The following is a 16,451-nucleotide window of genomic DNA, read 5'->3' as shown; positions in this document are numbered from 1 at the left end:
GAGGTGTTATGAACGACAGGACCGTCAGCGAGCGTACCGCGCACTGGCAGGCACTCAGCCGGAACCATCACCTGCCGCCCTTTACGGATTACAAGCAGCTCAATGCAAAGGGCTCGCGCATCATCACGCGTGCCGAGGGCATCTATCTTTGGGACAGCGATGACAATCGCATCCTCGATGGGATGGCCGGACTGTGGTGTGTGAATGTCGGCTATGGCCGTGAAGAGCTGGTTCAGGCTGCTACCCGGCAGATGCGCGAACTGCCTTACTACAACCTGTTCTTCCAGACTGCGCACCCGCCAGCTATCGAGTTGGCCAAGGCGATTGCAGATATCGCACCCGACGGCATGAACCACGTGTTCTTTACCGGCTCGGGCTCGGAGTCCAACGATACTGTCCTGCGCATGGTTCGTCATTACTGGGCGACCAAGGGGCAGCCACAGAAGAAGATTATCATCGGCCGCTGGAATGGTTATCACGGGTCAACCGTGGCCGGCGTGAGCCTGGGCGGCATGAAGGCCTTGCACGAGCAGGGCGATCTGCCCATTCCGGGAATCGAGCACATCGACCAGCCTTACTGGTATGGCGAGGGCGGCGATATGAGTCCGGATGAGTTCGGGATTCAAGTGGCCGATCAGCTGGAGCAAAAGATTCTTGAGCTCGGCGAGGACAAGGTGGCGGCCTTTATTGCCGAGCCGATCCAGGGGGCTGGAGGTGTAATCGTTCCGCCGGATACCTATTGGCCGCGGATTAGCGAAATACTGGCGAAATACGACATTCTGTTCATCTCCGATGAAGTTATCTGTGGGTTCGGGCGTACCGGAGAATGGTTCGGCAGTCAGCACTACGGCATGACGCCAGACCTCATGCCCATCGCCAAGGGGCTGACCTCCGGTTATATCCCCATGGGAGGTGTGATCGTGCGGGACGAGATCGTCGAGGTGCTCAACCAGGGCGGCGAGTTCTACCACGGTTTCACCTACTCGGGGCATCCGGTTGCGGCCGCTGTGGCGTTGGAGAATATCCGTATCCTGCGCGACGAGGGCATTATCGAGCGAGTCAAAAGCGAAACGGCACCTTACTTGCAGAAGTGCTGGCAGACGCTGGCCGATCATCCACTGGTAGGCGAGGCGAGGGGTGTGGGCCTGGTGGCCGCGTTGGAGCTGGTACAGGACAAGCGGACAAGGGCGCGCTTTACGGGACGCGAGGCAGGCATGATCTGTCGGGAACATTGCTTCCGCAATGGCCTGATTATGCGGGCTGTGGGCGATACCATGATCATTTCGCCACCGCTGGTCATCACGCCCGCGCAGATCGATGAGCTGATGGTGCTGGTGCGCAAGTGCCTGGACCTGACGGCTGCTGACCTGCATCGGTAGTGAAGACGAGTCGCGAGCAGAACGAGCGTCCAGGGGTGTTTGTCTGACATAACAGCACCCTTGGATGATGGCAAAAATCAAAAGGAATGGTGGCGCACTCTTGAGCCGCGCGCCGGACCTTGCCAGACTGCGCCGGTGCGTTGGCCAGACGCACCAGGGGAGGATTGAAAAGCCTCCTCCGGAATACTTATACGACCCTGTTTAGGAGCATTTCCGCATGAAAGCTTTTGGCAAGACACTGCTCGCACTCAGTCTGGCTGGCGCCTTCGCCGGTCACGCGATGGCAGACGACAAGGTTCTGCACGTTTACAACTGGAACGACTACATCGCTGAAGACACCATTGCCAAGTTTGAAAAGGAAACGGGCATCAAGGTGGTCTATGACGTGTATGACAGCAACGAGGTACTCGAAGCCAAGTTGCTGGCGGGCAAGTCGGGCTATGATGTGGTTGTCCCCTCCAACTCTTTCCTGGCCAAGCAGATCAAGGCCGGTGTCTACCAGACGCTGGACAGGAACAAGCTGCCCAACTGGAAAAACCTGGATCCCCAGCTGATGAAGACCCTGGAGGTCAGCGATCCGGGTAACCTGTACGCCATTCCTTACCTGTGGGGTACCATCGGTATTGGCTACAACCCTGACAAGGTAAAGGCTGCACTGGGCGACAACGCCCCGGTGGACTCCTGGGACCTGATTTTCAAGCCGGAAAATATTTCCAAGCTCAAGAGCTGTGGTGTCGCACTGCTGGACTCGCCAACCGAGATCATTCCTGCCGGTCTGCATTACCTGGGCTACAAGCCTGACAGCCAGGACACTAAAGAGCTAAAGGCGGCGCAGGACCTGTTCATGCAGATTCGTCCGTCGATCACCTACTTCCACTCATCCAAGTACATCTCTGATTTGGCCAACGGCAACGTCTGCGTGGCGGTCGGCTATTCCGGCGACATTGCCCAGGCCAAGGCCCGTGCCGCTGATGCCAAGAATGGCGTGACGGTGAAGTACAACATTCCCAAGGAAGGTGCCGGTACGTTCTTCGATACCATGGCCATTCCAAAGGACGCTACCAATACCGAGGGCGCCTACAAGTTCATCGACTTCATCATGAAGCCGGAGATCATTGCCGAGATCAGCGACTACGTGCAGTACCCGAACGGCAACAAGGAAGCGACACCGCTGGTCAGCGACGAGATTCGCAACGACCCGGGCATCTACCCGACTCAGGAGACGATGGGCAAGCTGTACGCCTTCCCGGACCTGCCGGCCAAGGTGCAGCGTGCGATGACCCGTGCCTGGACAACGATCAAGTCCGGCAAATAAGTGATGCAGGCCCCTCCGGCAGCTGTTGGAGGGGCTTTCTGGAAGGATAGGGCATGTATACAACGCAGCGATTATCCGACCCATGCTCGAATCTGATTGCAGCTTCGGTGAGCTGTACCGATACGAAAAATCAGTTTATCCGTGACATTTCCACGCTCATCCTGTATCAACGCGGCCCGTTATCAGGCAGGCCGTACGGTAAGCAGGTGAAGGCACTATTGCCACTGGCGGTAGCCGCCGGGAATTCGCATGTCTGCAACCGTGCATGTGCGGGCCATATTAGCCGTTGCCGGATGCGTTCCAGGGTTAGGTAAGAGCCCTATGGTAGGGCCGTCGCGTTAAACCTGTATTCATTCATAGATTCTTCACAAGGAAATCGGCCGCACAGTCAGGTATGGACTGGCCACTAACCAAGAGGACGACCGAGTGTTTCTTTCCCTTCGTAAGACGCTGCTTGCCACTGCCGCTGCGCTGGCCTTTACACCATTGGCCCATGCCGAGAAAGTCGTGCACATCTATAACTGGAGCGATTACATCGGTGAGACCACGCTGGAAGATTTCCAGAAGGAAACCGGAATCAAGCCGGTCTATGACGTATTCGACTCCAATGAAACCCTCGAGGGCAAGCTTCTGGCCGGCCGGACCGGCTATGACGTGGTAGTGCCGTCCAACCATTTCCTGGGCAAGCAGATCAAGGCTGGCGCGTTCATGAAGCTGGACCGCAGCCAGCTGCCCAACTGGCAGAACCTGGACCCTGCTTTGCTCAAGCAGCTTCAGACCAACGATCCGGGTAACGAGCACAGCGTGCCTTACCTATGGGGAACCAACGGTATCGGTTACAATGTCGACAAGGTCAAGGAGGTGCTTGGCACCGACAAGATCGACTCCTGGGCAGTGCTGTTCGAGCCGGAAAACATCAAGAAGCTGACCAAGTGCGGTGTTTCCTTCATGGACTCGCCGGATGAAGTCATTCCGGCCATGCTGAACTACCTGGGGCTCAACCCCAACAGCACAAATCCTGACGATTACAAGAAAGCCGAGGCGAAGCTCCTGCAGGTTCGCCCGTACGTGACTTATTTCCACTCCTCGAAATACATCTCCGATCTGGCCAACGGCAATATCTGTGTGGCCTTTGGCTATTCGGGTGATGTTTTCCAGGCAGCGTCACGTGCCGAGGAGGCGGGAAAGGGCGTCAAGATCGCTTATGCCATTCCCAAGGAGGGAGCGAACCTGTGGTTTGATCTATTGGCCATCCCCAAGGATGCGTCCAATGCGAAAGAGGCACATGCGTTCATCAACTACCTGTTGCGGCCTGAGGTGATTGCCAAGGTAAGCGACTCCGTTGGTTACGCTAACCCCAACCCCAAGTCAGGCGAGTTGATGGACCAGAAGGTGCGCCAGGATGAAACGGTCTATCCACCCCAAGAGGTGATGGACAAGCTGTATGTGATGGCGGAACTGCCTCCGCAGATATTGCGGATCAGTACACGCAGTTGGACCCGGATCAAATCCGGTAAATAGCGTTCCATATTCGATAGCCTGACCGTTGAGTCAGGCTGAATGCCTGGCTGACAGCAAGGCGAAAAGAGGCACGGTCGGCGCTAGGGCAAGAAGGGCGGAGGGGTTTTCCGCACCGACTCTAGAACCTCATGCCGTAGCTGTCAGGCAGGATTTCAAGACCCCTGGGGAGTAAATAATGGCGATAGCCTCCGGTGCCTTTAAAAAAGCCGTGACCGGTGTTCAGCAGACCAAAGAAGTGCTGGTGAAGATCGATCGGGTAACCAAGAAATTCGATGAAACGGTGGCAGTTGATGATGTTTCACTGACCATCAACAAAGGCGAGATCTTTGCGCTGCTTGGTGGCTCCGGTTCTGGTAAATCCACGCTGCTGCGCATGCTGGCGGGGTTTGAGCAACCCACCGAGGGAAGGATCTTCCTGGACGGGCAGGACATCACTAATATTCCGCCGTATGACCGGCCGATCAACATGATGTTCCAGTCCTATGCCTTGTTCCCGCACATGACGGTCGAGCAGAACATTGCGTTCGGCTTGAAGCAGGACAGGCTGCCCAGAGAAGAGATCAACCAGCGCGTGGCCGAAATGCTCAAGCTGGTGCACATGACACAGTATGCCAAGCGTAAACCGCATCAGCTCTCTGGTGGGCAGCGTCAGCGGGTGGCCCTGGCGCGCTCACTAGCCAAGCGGCCCAAGCTTCTGTTGCTCGACGAGCCGATGGGGGCGCTCGACAAGAAACTGCGTTCGCAGATGCAGCTGGAACTGGTGGAGATCATTGAGCGCGTGGGCGTGACCTGTGTAATGGTGACGCACGACCAGGAAGAAGCCATGACCATGGCTCAGCGCATCGCAATCATGCACTTGGGCTGGATCGCTCAGGTGGGCAGCCCGATGGACATCTATGAAACGCCGGCCAGCCGCCTGGTCTGTGAGTTCATCGGCAACGTGAACCTGTTCGACGGTGAACTGATCGAGGACGATGCGGATCACGCCATCATTGCCTCGCCGCAGCTCGAGCGGCATATCTACGTGGGCCACGGGATTAGCACCCGCGCTGAAGACAAGCGCGTGACCTATGCGATTCGCCCGGAAAAGCTCCTGATGGCCAGCCGCTTGCCGGAAGACCATGAACACCCCAATTACAACTGGCTAAGCGGGACCGTGCATGACATCGCCTATCTGGGCGGGCATTCGGTGTATTACATCAAGCTGGAGTCCGGGCAACTGGTCCAGTGCTTCATCGCCAACGCCGTGCGCCTGGGCAAACGCCCGACGTGGGACGATCCGGTAGTGGTGTATTGGGAAGATGACAGCGGCGTGGTACTGCAATCATGAGTCTGAAGAAACTGTTCGACGGCCGCCGCCTGGTTATTGGCGTCCCGTTCGTGTGGCTGTTCCTGTTCTTCCTGCTGCCGTTCGCCATTGTGCTGAAGATCAGTTTCGCCATCGCGGACGTCGCGATTCCACCCTATACCGAACTGCTGACCTATGCCGACCAGCAGCTGGATATTGCCCTGAATTTCGGGAATTACCTGATGTTCACGGACGATCCACTGTACCTGGACGCGTACCTTGGTTCGCTCAAGATCGCTGGCATCAGTACGCTGATCTGTCTTCTGATCGGATATCCGATGGCCTATGCCATCGCTCGGGCGCGCAAGGATGTGCAGACGGTATTGCTTCTCCTGATCATGATGCCGACCTGGACGGCCATTCTGATCCGGGTCTATGCCTGGATGGGGCTTCTGTCCACCAACGGCCTGATCAATGAATTCCTGATGTTTATCGGTGTGATTCACGAGCCGCTGCGCCTGCTCAATACCAACTTTGCGGTATATCTGGGGATTGTGTATTCCTACCTGCCGTTCATGATCCTGCCGCTGTTCGCCAATCTGGTGAAGCATGATCTGACACTGCTGGAGGCGGCATCCGACCTGGGAGCGAGTCGTTTTACCAGCTTCTGGCGTATCACGGTGCCGTTGTCCAAGAACGGCATTATCGCGGGCTGCATGCTGGTCTTCATCCCTGCAGTAGGCGAGTTCGTGATTCCGGAACTGCTGGGCGGGCCGGAAACGCTCATGATTGGCCGTGTGTTGTGGCAGGAATTCTTCAATAACCGCGACTGGCCGGTGGCTTCGGCTCTGGCAGTGGTCATGCTGATCATCCTCATCGTGCCTATTGTCCTGTTCAACAGGAATCAGGCGAAGGAACTGGAGGGCAAGCTATGAGAAGCCTGAAGTTCACAAACCTGATGTTGGTGTTGGGCCTGTTGTTCATCTACCTGCCGATGGTCATCCTGGTGATCTATTCGTTCAACGCCTCGCGTCTGGTGACTGTCTGGGGCGGCTGGTCGGTGCACTGGTATGCAGGGCTTCTGGACAATAACCAGCTGATGGGCGCCGTAGGGCGCTCCCTGGAAATCGCGTTCTACACGGCGATTTCCTCGGTCATCCTGGGAACGCTGGCGGCGTTCGTGCTGACGCGTATTCCTCGCTTTCGCGGGCGTACGGTGTTTGGCGGTCTGGTCACTGCACCGCTGGTCATGCCTGAGGTGATTACCGGTCTGTCGCTGCTGCTCCTGTTCGTTTCCATGGCACAGTTCATCGGCTGGCCGCAGGATCGGGGTGTCGTCACGATCTGGATCGCCCATACCAGCTTTTGCGCGTCTTACGTAGCGGTAGTAGTGTCGGCGCGTCTGCGCGAGTTAGACCTGTCTATCGAGGAAGCCGCCATGGACCTGGGCGCGCGTCCCTGGAAGGTGTTCATGCTGATCACCATCCCGATGATTGCGCCTTCTCTGGCAGCGGGTGGAATGATGTCCTTTGCGCTATCGCTGGATGATCTGGTGCTTGCAAGCTTCGTGTCCGGCCCTGGCTCAACCACCTTGCCAATGGAGGTGTTCTCCGCTGTGCGCCTGGGCGTGAAGCCGGAGATCAATGCCATTGCCAGCCTGATTCTGCTGGCGGTCTCGCTGTTTACCTTCCTCGCGTGGTATTTCACGCGTCGGGCTGAGAAGAAGCGGCTGCAGGGGTTGAAGGAGGCCATGGAGTCGACGGTGACGGAAACTGCCAATGAGCGGGACGTTGAGCGTTTCACCGCGCCGCCTACCAATAGCTGATACAAGAAAGCCACCGAAAGGTGGCTTTTTTTATGCCTGGGGTGGATCAGCCTGTTGCCAGAATGAATCGGTGTATGGCCTCGGCCAGACCGTTCCTGTCGGTTTCGGCGGTGATCTGCATGGCGTGAGCTTTGACGTCTTCCTCGGCTTGTCCCATGGCAATGGAGAGCCCGGCTTTCTTGAGCATTGAAATATCGTTTTCACCGTCTCCAATGGCGACGGTACGCGTGAGTGGAATGCTCAGATGCTCCGCCAGTGCCACTAGCGCATGGCCTTTGCTGGCCTGGGCGGCTGTAATATCCAGATAGTAGGGTTGGGAGCGTACGGTGTGGGCGTATTGCCCCAGCTTCTGATCCAGCTCGGGTTGCAGGCTGGCGAGGCGATCATGGTTCTTACTGACAGCTACCAGCTTGTCGACCCGGTCAAGGTAGTCGTCAAAGCGGTCGACGATCAGCGGATCATAGCCCAGGGCTCTTTTCTCATGGCCGATGTAGTGGTTGTCTGGATTGGCAATGATCCATTCATTATCGGCGAATAGCCAGATATCCAGGTCTTCGTCCTCAAGCTGCTCAAACACGCTGTCCACGGCATTCCGGGGTATACGGTGTGCCTGCAAGAGCGTGCCATCCGGCTTGAGCAGGGTGCCGCCGTTGAAGGCGCCGACGGGGAGGGTAAGATCAAGCGCTTCGATCAGCCAATGCATGGCCCGTGGCGGGCGACTGCTGACCAGCGTAAAGTTGATTCCAGCCTCACGCAGGCGCTGTACGGCCTCGATCGTGGCTTGGTTTAATTGCTTGTCGGTACGCAAAAGGGTGCCATCGACATCCGACAGCATGAGTTGATACGGGTGGTTCGTCATTATCGTTCCTGTCGAGCCATAGTAGAAAAGAGCGACAGGCTGCCTGGAGGTACGCCTCGATGCGCTACCTCCAAGCCTGCTCGGAAAGCGTTACTGCGGGATTTCTACGTGCCCACCAAAGCCGAAGCGCATGGCCGACAGGAGCTTGTCGCCATAGGTCGCCTTCTGGCGTGAGCGGAAACGGGCATACAGTGCGGACGTCAGTACCGGGGCAGGTACGGCTTCCTCGATAGCGGCCTCGATGGTCCAGCGACCTTCACCACTGTCGGACACGAATCCGCTGAATTTCTCCAGCTCCACATCCTGAGCCAGTGCCTGAGCGGTCAGGTCCAGAAGCCAGGAGGAAACGACACTGCCACGGCGCCATACTTCAGCGATGTCTGCCAAATCCAGCTGCAGGCGTTCTTCTTCCGGTACATTTTCGGAGCCGCGCATTTTGAGAATGTCGAAGCCTTCGGCGTACGCCTGCATCATGCCGTATTCGATACCGTTGTGAATCATCTTCACAAAGTGACCGGAGCCAGCCGGGCCTGCATGGATATAGCCACGTTCGGCACGCTCGTCCGGAGCATTGCGACCGCGGGTGCGCTCGATGTCGCCGTAGCCAGGGGCCAGGGTGTCGAAAATGGGATCCAGACGGTCCACGGTTTCCTTGTCGCCGCCAATCATCATGCAGTAGCCGCGCTCAAGGCCCCAGACGCCTCCAGAGGTGCCCACGTCGAGGTAGTGGATACCTTTCTCGGCCAGCGCCTTGGCGCGGCGCAGGTCGTCCTTGTAGTAAGTATTGCCACCATCAATGATGGTGTCGCCCGGCTCCAGCATCTGGCCCAGGGTGTTGATGGTCTGTTCGGTCGGGTCACCCGCCGGAAGCATGACCCACAGCGCGCGTGGCTTAGCCATCTGCTGGATCATGTCCTCAAGACCGGTTGTTGCTTTGGCGCCTTCTTTGGCCAGCGTCTCGATGGAGTCGGCGCTGCGGTCGTATGCGAAGACCTCGTGCCCGTTTTTCATCAGCCTGCGGGCAATGTTTCCGCCCATCCGGCCCAGTCCGATAATGCCAAGTTGCATGTTGTTGCCTCCACGAGCTTTTACGTCAGGCGATAGCCGCCTCGACTAATTGTACGATACGTTGCAGCCCTGCTTCGCTATTGCCGTGCTGAATGTGAATACGTAAATGTCGACGACCTCGCTCGGCGAGCACGGAAAGGTCCCCTTGTGCCTGAGCGGCTTCGACGATGCCGAAGCTTACCTTGCGTCCGGGAATGGCCAGATCCTGCTGGGGTTCGGCGGTAATCTGCAGGAAAACCCCGCTATTTGGTCCCCCTTTGTAGGCTTGGCCTGTGGAGTGTAGAAAACGGGGGCCGAAGCCGCCAACGGTGGCGACACGGTAACGATCCCGTAGCAGGGCCCGCAGCCGCGTCATCAAGGTTTCGTGGGCGGCGTTACGCTCGATATAGGCAAGCACGGCAGCGTAATCGCCCGGATTGAGGCGAGCAAAATGCTCCCGAAGAACCTGCTCGGCCGAATCGCCGCTCAGGGGGGAATCGCTGTAGAACGCCAGCTCGCCATCGGTGAAGAAGGGATTTCCGCTGGAAAGCTGTCCGGTTTTTTCATACTCATCGGTTAGCGCGCGCGTTTTGACCTTGCTGGCTTCGACGTCAGGCTGATCGAAAGGATTGATGCCTATCACGGCACCTGCAATGGCGGTAGCCACTTCCCAGCGGAAAAATTCCTGACCGATAAGATCAGGCCGCATCAGGCTTATGCGGATTACAGGCTGGCCGGCTTTTTCCAATGCCTCGACCTGAGCATCCAGTTCGCTGCCGTCATTATCTGCACGCAGATAGACGAATAAACGATCATTGCTGTAATGGGAGGGGTCAGCCGGGGGCTCCAGGTCGACCGGAATGATGCCTTTGCCTTGTTTGCCTGTGGACTCCGCCAGCAGTTGTTCAAGCCAGGCACCGATACTGGCGATCTGGGGCGAGGCTAACAGGGTCAGCTTGTCCCGCCCGGCCTTGACGGCTTCACCCATGACCACACCCAGATAAACGCCCGGATTGATCGCAGGCGGTGCACTGGGATCGCACGCCAGCACCATGGGGCGGGTAATCTCGAACAGGCTGTCTACATCGTGTCCAAGCAGGCTCAGCGGTACGAGCCCAAAGGCCGAGAGCACCGAGTAACGCCCGCCAATGGTCGGATCGCCATAGAAGAGGGTGCGATAGCCCTGCGCCTTGGCGCTGACCTCGAGCTTGGAGCCGGGATCGGTAATAGCAATGAAATGATGGCTGGCCTGATCCTCTCCGAGCGCTTTGCAGGCAGCGTCGAAAAAGTAGGCGTTGAGAATTTCAGGTTCCAGGGTCGAGCCGGACTTGCTCGATACCAGAAAGACCGTGCAGGCATAATCAATGGACTGCTCCACGGCGGCAATTTGAGCCGGATCGGTAGAGTCCAACACCAGCAGGCGCAGGCCTTCAGGTGTGTTGCCCAGCGTTTTCGCCAGCACTTCCGGTCCCAGGCTGGAGCCACCCATGCCCAGCAGAACGGCAGTGGTATAGCCTTCGGCTTTGAGCGATTGCTCCAGTATGACCAGAGCGGAGGTATTGATATGCGGCTCAGTAGCAGCTTTCAACCAGCCGCCCCATTTCGCTTCGTCCTGACCGGTCCAGAGGGAAGCATCCATGTGCCATAGCCGACGTGACCAACCTTCGCGGCGGGCCTGCTCAAGCTGCTGCTCGACGGCTTGGGACAGGTCTTCTGGCAGGCTGAACTTAGCCTGGTTGAGTTTACCGGCCAGCAGTTTGACGCGCTTGGCACCCACAGCACCGAGCAGATCGTCAGCTGCATCGGAGAAAAGTTTGGCGCCTGCCTTTACCAAGTCTGTCGTTATGCCCGGCAGATCCAGCCCGAACCGCTCGGTGGCTTCGAGTGTGGCGCGGGCTTCATCCAACCCTGTAGTGAGGGTTTCCTTCACCGTGCCATGATCACGAAAGGCATCCATGGTCTTGGGCGGCATGGTATTAACGGTGTCCGGTCCGATCAGCTCATCGACGTACAGTGTATCGGGATGGTCGGGATTCTTGGTGCCGGTAGAGGCCCATAGCAGTCGCTGAGGTTGAGCGCCCTTGGCGGCCAGGGCTTGCCAACGTTCGCTGGCTATCATGGCCTGATAATCAGCATAGGCCAGTTTGGCGTTGGCAATGGCAACCCGACCCTTGAGGGACTTGAGCGTTGCGTCGTCATTCCCGGCTTTCAGCTGTTCATCGATCTTTTTCTCGATTTCCGAATCGATCCGGCTGATGAAAAAGCTGGCAACACTGGCTATGCGGCTGATGTCTTCTCCAGCCTGAATACGCGTCTCCAGCCCAGCCATGTAGGCCTCGGCAACAGCGCGATAGGATTCCCGGGAAAACAGCAGTGTCACGTTGACGCTGATCCCTTCGGCAATCAGTTGCTGGATGGCTGCTGCGCCCGCTTCGGTACCAGGCACCTTGACCATCAGGTTCGGTCGATCGACAGCTTTCCAGAGTCGACGTGCCTCTATCAGGGTGGACTCGGTATCCATGGCCAGATAAGGCGATACCTCCAGGCTGACGTAGCCGTCCTTGCCGTTTAAACGGTCATAGACAGGCCGCAGGATGTCGGCGGCCTGTTGAATGTCTTCGACCGCCAGATATTCATATACATCGACCGGTGAGGCATCGGCACGGTTGAGGAAGCGCTCTAGCGATTCATCGTAATCCGTACCGTGTCCCATGGCCTTTTCGAAGATGGATGGGTTGGAGGTAACGCCGGTCAGGCCATCCCGCTCAATGAGCGTCTGCAGCTCACCCTTGCGCAAAAATTCCCGACTGACGAAATCCAGCCAGACGGCCTGACCGGCCATACCCAACTCTCGCAAGAGGCTGCTCATCATGACCTCCCGGCGTTCGCCTGTTCAGTGGCCAGTTTGACAACGTTTTCAACCGTAAAGCCGTATTTCGCCTGCAGCTTGCCGATTGGTGCAGAGGCACCAAAGCTGTTCATGACGACCATGGCGCCCTTGCGGCCTACGTAACGCTCCCACCCCATCGGGCCAGCCTGCTCGACGGCAACCCGACCGGTTACGTCATCAGGCAGCACGCTTTCTTTGTAGGCTTCGTCCTGCTGCTCGAACAGTTCCCAACACGGCATGGAGACGACACGCGCCGCTATACCGTTTGCTTTGAGCTGCTCATAAGCCTCGACACACAGGCCGACCTCACTGCCGGTACCCATGATAATGACATCCGGCTTGCCGTTTTCGGCATCCGCCACGACATACGCACCACGCGCCGTACCTTCCGCTGAGGCGTAGCGGGTGCGGTCAAGCGTCGGCATGGGCTGGCGGGAGAGGACGATGCAGGAGGGGCGGTTGGTCTGCTCGAGCGCAACCTTCCAAGCCTGGACGGCTTCGTTGGCATCACCGGGACGCAGTGTCAGGAGACCGGGGGTTGCCCGGAGCTGAGCCAGCTGCTCGATGGGCTGGTGCGTAGGCCCGTCTTCGCCAACACCGATGGAGTCGTGGGTAAAGACGAACACCACAGGCAGCTCCATGATCGAGGCCAGGCGAATCGGCGGCTTCATGTAGTCGCTGAACACCAGGAACGTCGCCGTAAAGGAGCGCAGGTAGCAGAGGGCAAGGCCGTTGGCGATAGCGCCCATCGCGTGTTCACGTACGCCATAGTGGAGGTTGCGACCGGCGGGTGTCTGCGCTGAGAAGCTTCCAGCGCCGTCAAAGGTCAGCTTGGTCTTGGTAGAGGGCGCCAGGTCCGCCGAACCGCCGATCAGCCACGGGATCTTGCTGGCGAAGGCGTTGAGTGCCTTGCCACCGGATTCACGGGTTGCCACGCCCTTGGCGTTGGCTTCGAACTCTGGAAGTGCATCCATCCAGCCTTCAGGCATCTGACCGGCGCGCATGCGGTTGAGCTCGTCTACAAGGGTAGGCTCCTGCTGCTCAAGCGTTTTCAGCGCTGCCTGCCATTGCTCGTATTGGCTTTGCCCGCGCTCAACCATCTGGTCGCGCAGCCAGGTTCGTGCATCGTCCGGCACCAGGAAGTCAGCGTCTTCGGGCCAGCCATAGGATTTCTTGGCGAGACGGATTTCATCAGCGCCCAGTGGCTCGCCATGGGCGGCGGCCGTGTTGTGCTTGTTGGGTGCACCATAACCAATGATGCTGTCGACGATGATCAGGGTTGGCGCATCGTCATGGGCCTGGAAAAACTCGATGGCCTGGCCAAAGGTCAGGGCGTCGTTGGCGTCCTTGACATGGACCACGTTCCAACCATAACCCTTGAAACGTGCGCCAACGTCTTCGCTGAATGTCAGGTCCGTGTGGCCCTCGATGCTGATGGTGTTGTTGTCGTAAATCCAGCACAGGTTGGACAGCTTCAGGTGCCCGGCTACCGAAGCCGCTTCACCACTGACACCTTCCATCATGTCGCCATCGCCACACAGCACGTAGACGTTGTAATCGAAGAGGGTAGCGCCGTCACGGTTGAAGCGCTGTCCGAGCCAGCGTTGGGCCATCGCCATGCCAACGCTATTAGCACACCCCTGGCCCAGCGGGCCGGTAGTGGTTTCTACGCCGGTAGTCATGCGGTATTCGGGGTGGCCGGGCGTCTTCGAATCCATCTGACGGAACTGCTTGATGTCATCCAGGCTGACGGCCGGGTTGCCGGAGGGCTGGCCATGCTCGTCGATCTCGGTCACACCGGCCAGATGCAGCAGTGAATACAACAGCATTGACGCATGACCTACAGACAGCACAAAGCGATCGCGGTTGGGCCAGTCTGGATGCTCAGGGTGGTAGCGCAGGTACTTGCTCCACAAGGTATACGCCACAGGTGCCAGGGCCATGGGCGTGCCTGGGTGGCCTGAGTTGGCCTTCTGCACGGCGTCCATGGAAAGGGTGCGTATGGTGTTCACGCACAGCTGGTCACGCTCGATGTTGGGGTCGTTGGAAAAAGTGGTGTTGGCAGAGCACATTGCGGATTCCTCGATTGGAGCGTGGAAGCGAATGGCCGGGATGCCGTCTCGCGGCTCGTCATGGTGCAGGCGATAGGCAAGAACAGCAGCTCGGCTGACCGGGCATGCGGGTTATCCAGGCGCAGGGCCAGGGCTGGCGATCCGGCCGATAGGCTGGCGTTAAGCTACTTCTCGACAGCTAATTCGCATGCGACGGAACAGTACTAGGAGGTGTGAGCTTTCAGGCGGGCGTTTGTTCCTCTCATTTTGCGAGAGAGTGCGTTGAAGGTCTTTAAAGGTATCAGGCCGACACGCGACGACCGGGCACGTGATCCAAACAGCCAGCTTCGTTATCATAGGCGCTGACTTTTCTCCTGCGCCCTTCGGGGCGCCGCACCGAGCCCAGCATGAAACAGTACCTAGACCTGATGCGACACGTGCGTGAGCACGGCACCTTCAAAAGCGACCGCACCGGCACCGGCACCTACAGCGTGTTCGGCTATCAGATGCGCTTCAACCTGGCCGATGGTTTTCCCATGGTCACCACCAAGAAGCTGCACCTGCGTTCCATCATTCATGAGCTGCTGTGGTTTCTCAAAGGCTCGACCAATATCGCCTACCTCAAGGAAAACGGCGTTTCCATCTGGGATGAGTGGGCCGATGAGAACGGTGACCTTGGCCCGGTCTACGGTTATCAATGGCGGAGCTGGCCCGCGCCGGATGGCCGTCATATCGACCAGATCGCCAACGTTATCGAGATGATCAAGAAGAATCCCGACTCGCGCCGGTTGATCGTCTCCGCCTGGAACCCTGCCCTGGTGGATGAGATGGCCCTGCCGCCGTGCCATGCGCTGTTCCAGTTCTATGTGGCAGATGGCAAGCTCTCCTGCCAGCTCTACCAGCGCTCGGCGGACATTTTCCTGGGTGTGCCTTTCAATATTGCCAGCTACGCGCTGCTGACCATGATGGTGGCACAGGTCACGGGTTACGAGCCGGGCGAGTTTATCTGGACGGGCGGTGACAGCCACCTGTACGCCAACCATCTGGAGCAGACGGACCTGCAACTGACCCGCGAGCCGCTGCCCCTGCCTACCATGAAGCTCAACCCAGCGGTCAAAGACCTGTTCGAGTTCACGTTCGATGACTTCGAGCTGGTCGGCTACGAATCCCACCCCCACATCAAGGCACCCGTCGCTGTTTGATGCTTTGCCTGGATGCTGTGCTCATGCGCAGCGTCCAGGCAGGTTGATCTTGTTCCCAGTAATCGTCAGCGCTGACGATTCGTGCGTCCAGGGAACAATTCCTGTGCAGGCTCGCTGGCTTATGTCATTTCGGTCATGCCGTCATACTAAGCGGCCTTATCTCCTGGAGCATGCTTCTCATGTTGTCGCATGGTTGGCATCTTGCCCAGCGCCCCGCCTGGCTAGCCGACATTAGTCTTCTATTGGTGGCGGTGGTCTGGGGTTCCAGTTACAGCGTTGCCAAAACAGCCTTACTGCTTTATCCCGTGCTTGGTTTTCTGGCTATCCGGTTTTGCCTGACGGCGCTGCTGCTATTGCCTCAATTACGGGGCGAGGGGCGAAAAGCAATCCGGCCAGGGCTACCGCTGGGCCTGATGTTGCTAGCGATCTTTTTGTGCGAGACCTTTGGAGTGGCACAGACTACAGCGAGCAAGGCAGCATTCCTAATCAGCTTGTTTGTGATTTTTACACCACTATTGGAGTGGGTGCTTTTAGGTCAGCGCCCTGCGCGGGGAGCCTTTTTAGCTGCGGCCGTCTCTCTGCTGGGTATTCTGCTGCTGACGGGAGAGGGCGCAGGCGAGCTACAGTTCAATCTGGGTGATGCACTCATGGTGGCAGCAGCTGCTCTTCGCGCGCTCATGATGTGCGTGACGAAGCGCTACTTCAGCACACAGGCTATTCCTGCCCTTGCGCTTACTGCTGTGCAGGCTGCGGTGGCTGGCTTGGGCTGCCTTGTAATGGCCTGCCTGCTGCCGGCGGGATTACCTGCCTTGCCAGCCACGTACACATTCTGGCTAGCCACGGGATACCTGGTTGTCTTTTGCACCCTGTTTGCCTTTGTGGTCCAGATCCAGGCCATCCGCTATTCCAGCCCAACCCGTATTTCACTTCTGATGGGAACCGAACCGGTGTTTGGTGCCCTGTTCGCGGTTTTGTGGCTGCAGGAAAGCCTGTCGGTTCAAGGCTGGATCGGTGGTTTTCTGATTGTAGCGACTGCTATCTGGGCAACGCGGTTACGTAGCGCTGCCGTATAGC

General features: G+C 58.0%; 12 protein-coding genes. 8 read left to right on the top strand and 4 right to left on the bottom strand.

The features are described 5' to 3' along the window. Nucleotides 1–8: 8 nt before the first annotated feature. The 6 genes from AC4LF3_RS16395 (at nt 9) to AC4LF3_RS16370 (ending at nt 7,328) form a co-directional block, all read left to right on the top strand. Complete coding sequence (locus AC4LF3_RS16395; RefSeq protein ID WP_491835831.1) at nt 9–1,379, top strand: aspartate aminotransferase family protein; 1,371 nt, start codon at nt 9–11, stop codon at nt 1,377–1,379. 217 nt (nt 1,380–1,596) lie between these two features. Then, nucleotides 1,597–2,694, top strand: a complete 1,098-nt coding sequence (locus AC4LF3_RS16390; RefSeq protein ID WP_010795661.1) for a polyamine ABC transporter substrate-binding protein — start codon at nt 1,597–1,599, stop codon at nt 2,692–2,694. A 450-nt stretch (nt 2,695–3,144) separates the two neighbouring features. After that, nucleotides 3,145–4,215: a polyamine ABC transporter substrate-binding protein gene (locus AC4LF3_RS16385; RefSeq protein ID WP_051370210.1), complete on the top strand. Its 1,071-nt coding sequence runs from the start codon at nt 3,145–3,147 to the stop codon at nt 4,213–4,215. Between the two features lie 175 nt (nt 4,216–4,390). After that, the gene (gene potA / locus AC4LF3_RS16380) at nt 4,391–5,545 is read left to right on the top strand and encodes a polyamine ABC transporter ATP-binding protein (RefSeq protein ID WP_074822258.1); all 1,155 of its coding nucleotides are present in this window, start codon (nt 4,391–4,393) and stop codon (nt 5,543–5,545) included. Next, the gene (locus AC4LF3_RS16375; RefSeq protein ID WP_010795657.1) at nt 5,542–6,438 is read left to right on the top strand and encodes an ABC transporter permease subunit; all 897 of its coding nucleotides are present in this window, start codon (nt 5,542–5,544) and stop codon (nt 6,436–6,438) included. Before potA ends, AC4LF3_RS16375 begins: the two co-directional genes overlap by 4 nt. Beyond that, nucleotides 6,435–7,328: an ABC transporter permease subunit gene (locus AC4LF3_RS16370; protein WP_010795656.1), complete on the top strand. Its 894-nt coding sequence runs from the start codon at nt 6,435–6,437 to the stop codon at nt 7,326–7,328. Before AC4LF3_RS16375 ends, AC4LF3_RS16370 begins: the two co-directional genes overlap by 4 nt. Before the next feature lie 46 nt (nt 7,329–7,374). Here the strand turns inward: AC4LF3_RS16370 and AC4LF3_RS16365 are convergent, their stop codons facing one another. The 4 genes from AC4LF3_RS16365 to tkt form a co-directional block, all read right to left on the bottom strand. After that, nucleotides 7,375–8,187, bottom strand: coding sequence for an HAD family hydrolase (locus AC4LF3_RS16365; protein WP_491835828.1), 813 nt, complete (start codon nt 8,185–8,187; stop codon nt 7,375–7,377). 90 nt (nt 8,188–8,277) lie between these two features. Then, complete coding sequence (gene gnd, locus AC4LF3_RS16360) at nt 8,278–9,255, bottom strand: phosphogluconate dehydrogenase (NAD(+)-dependent, decarboxylating) (RefSeq protein WP_010795654.1); 978 nt, start codon at nt 9,253–9,255, stop codon at nt 8,278–8,280. Between the two features lie 25 nt (nt 9,256–9,280). Then, nucleotides 9,281–12,103 (bottom strand): bifunctional transaldolase/phosoglucose isomerase, encoded by a 2,823-nt coding sequence (locus AC4LF3_RS16355; protein ID WP_491835825.1) that lies wholly within the window; start codon nt 12,101–12,103, stop codon nt 9,281–9,283. Next, nucleotides 12,103–14,196, bottom strand: a complete 2,094-nt coding sequence (gene tkt, locus AC4LF3_RS16350) for a transketolase (RefSeq protein ID WP_312509480.1) — start codon at nt 14,194–14,196, stop codon at nt 12,103–12,105. Before tkt ends, AC4LF3_RS16355 begins: the two co-directional genes overlap by 1 nt. A 386-nt stretch (nt 14,197–14,582) precedes the next feature. On the opposite strand from tkt, the gene AC4LF3_RS16345 reads away from it, so the two are divergent. Together AC4LF3_RS16345 and AC4LF3_RS16340 are read left to right on the top strand one after the other, a co-directional pair. After that, a complete protein-coding gene (locus AC4LF3_RS16345) occupies nt 14,583–15,377 on the top strand; it encodes a thymidylate synthase (protein WP_010795651.1) in 795 nt (264 codons plus the stop codon). A 179-nt stretch (nt 15,378–15,556) separates the two neighbouring features. Beyond that, entirely contained in the window at nt 15,557–16,450 is an 894-nt protein-coding gene (locus tag AC4LF3_RS16340; RefSeq protein ID WP_491835822.1) for a DMT family transporter, read from the top strand. Nucleotide 16,451: the final 1 nt, after the last annotated feature.

It is taken from the genome of Pseudomonas sp. C2.3V (assembly GCF_058536325.1).
Note: the sequence above shows the minus strand (reverse complement) of the source record. Positions and strands in the feature narration are given on the sequence as shown.

Excerpts from the sequence above, each read along its gene's own strand:
- AC4LF3_RS16395 (WP_491835831.1), top strand. The coding sequence starts at position 9 with ATGAACGACAGGACCGTCAGCGAGCGTACCGCGCACTGGCAGGCACTC.
- AC4LF3_RS16390 (WP_010795661.1), top strand. The coding sequence starts at position 1,597 with ATGAAAGCTTTTGGCAAGACACTGCTCGCACTCAGTCTGGCTGGCGCC.
- potA (WP_074822258.1), top strand. The coding sequence starts at position 4,391 with ATGGCGATAGCCTCCGGTGCCTTTAAAAAAGCCGTGACCGGTGTTCAG.
- AC4LF3_RS16375 (WP_010795657.1), top strand. The coding sequence starts at position 5,542 with ATGAGTCTGAAGAAACTGTTCGACGGCCGCCGCCTGGTTATTGGCGTC.
- AC4LF3_RS16370 (WP_010795656.1), top strand. The coding sequence starts at position 6,435 with ATGAGAAGCCTGAAGTTCACAAACCTGATGTTGGTGTTGGGCCTGTTG.
- AC4LF3_RS16365 (WP_491835828.1), bottom strand. The coding sequence starts at position 8,187 with ATGACGAACCACCCGTATCAACTCATGCTGTCGGATGTCGATGGCACC.
- gnd (WP_010795654.1), bottom strand. The coding sequence starts at position 9,255 with ATGCAACTTGGCATTATCGGACTGGGCCGGATGGGCGGAAACATTGCC.
- AC4LF3_RS16355 (WP_491835825.1), bottom strand. The coding sequence starts at position 12,103 with ATGAGCAGCCTCTTGCGAGAGTTGGGTATGGCCGGTCAGGCCGTCTGG.
- tkt (WP_312509480.1), bottom strand. The coding sequence starts at position 14,196 with ATGTGCTCTGCCAACACCACTTTTTCCAACGACCCCAACATCGAGCGT.
- AC4LF3_RS16345 (WP_010795651.1), top strand. The coding sequence starts at position 14,583 with ATGAAACAGTACCTAGACCTGATGCGACACGTGCGTGAGCACGGCACC.
- AC4LF3_RS16340 (WP_491835822.1), top strand. The coding sequence starts at position 15,557 with ATGTTGTCGCATGGTTGGCATCTTGCCCAGCGCCCCGCCTGGCTAGCC.